1 protein-coding gene is annotated in these 1130 nt (G+C 60.6%); it reads left to right on the top strand.

What is annotated here, in order from left to right:
- Window positions 1-736 precede the first annotated feature (736 nt).
- On the top strand, window positions 737-1130 hold a 394-nt coding region (locus AC1DOC_RS34575), incomplete at its 3' end, for a hypothetical protein (RefSeq protein ID WP_478131699.1).

The raw sequence follows: 1130 nt of genomic DNA, 5'->3' as shown, positions 1-1130 counted from the left end.
TTTCTGAGCAAACACTTTCCGGTGCTCCAGTCGCGCTGGCGTGATCAGTTTCTCTAGGTGTTGCGGGACAGTGGCTTTGAATACGTTCATCTCGACACCCATCAGATCGGGACCATGGTTGTGACTGGACCCGAGTGGCGACGCGAACTCGAGGTCATGCTGGGCATGTTCAGTGCCGAGACACCAGTGCCCCAAGGTTGGCTAGGTCGGCTCCTGCGCAGGCCATCTCCCCAGTCACCGCTGGCGCTGTACAACGTTCGGTTCGGTTCGCGCTATGACGGTGACGAACGTTCCGAGCCTTGGGCGTATTGCGGAGCCAGCGGTACGGATGAAACCATGCCATGGGAATCGGGGCTTTGATGGCTGGTCGTACTGTGCAAGCACCCGTCGAAAATCAGAAGCGCCGGCGCGTCCATGGCGGTGAATCGCAGGTGTGGTATTCCCACGCAATCGAGACAGCCGAGGTCTCCGGTGGCCGGRCTTCGGGCACTCGCAGGTGGCGATCGACATTGCTCGGTGCACTTATCGGCCTCCTGTCGTTCCGATGTTGCTCATGAAGTGGCTCGTGGGGTTTCAAGTCGAGGCGGCGGCAGAGCGCCGAGCGAAGGAAGCAGGCACGCGTGCGGAATCGGACCGATGTTTCGAGCTGGCGTCACAGCGCGCAATTGAAACCTGTCGAACTGGGGAAAGGTGCCGCGGCAAACCTCGACCCGAGATTGATCAAGAGCGATCAGTCATGAAGCAAGAGAAAGAATTCAGCGTGGATAAAAACTTCAAGGCCGTGGTGACTCTCGCATTGACCGCCGCGATGCTCGCGGGCTGCGCTGCCGCACCGTATCGTCTTCCTGGTACGGAGACGCAACCATTGTCCAGCCTCGCCATCGTCAAGTCAGGGCCACGCGCCGCTACCTATTTGGCTTCGATTGATGGGGAACAGGTCCCACATGTTCTCCGCCCGGTAGTCCGGTGGGAGCTTTCGCCCGGTGAGCACGCGGTGGTCGTCGGCCTCAGGACGCACCCGCAGTTCCGGGCCGACCACACCTCCCTGAAATTCGTGGCGCTTCCGGGCCAAAGGTACGTGATCCAGTACGAAGTCAAAGCCTCGTGGGGTCGCGGCACATGGCGTGGCT

This window comes from Variovorax sp. 01T439_2, assembly GCF_056398445.1.
Note: the sequence above shows the minus strand (reverse complement) of the source record. Positions and strands in the feature narration are given on the sequence as shown.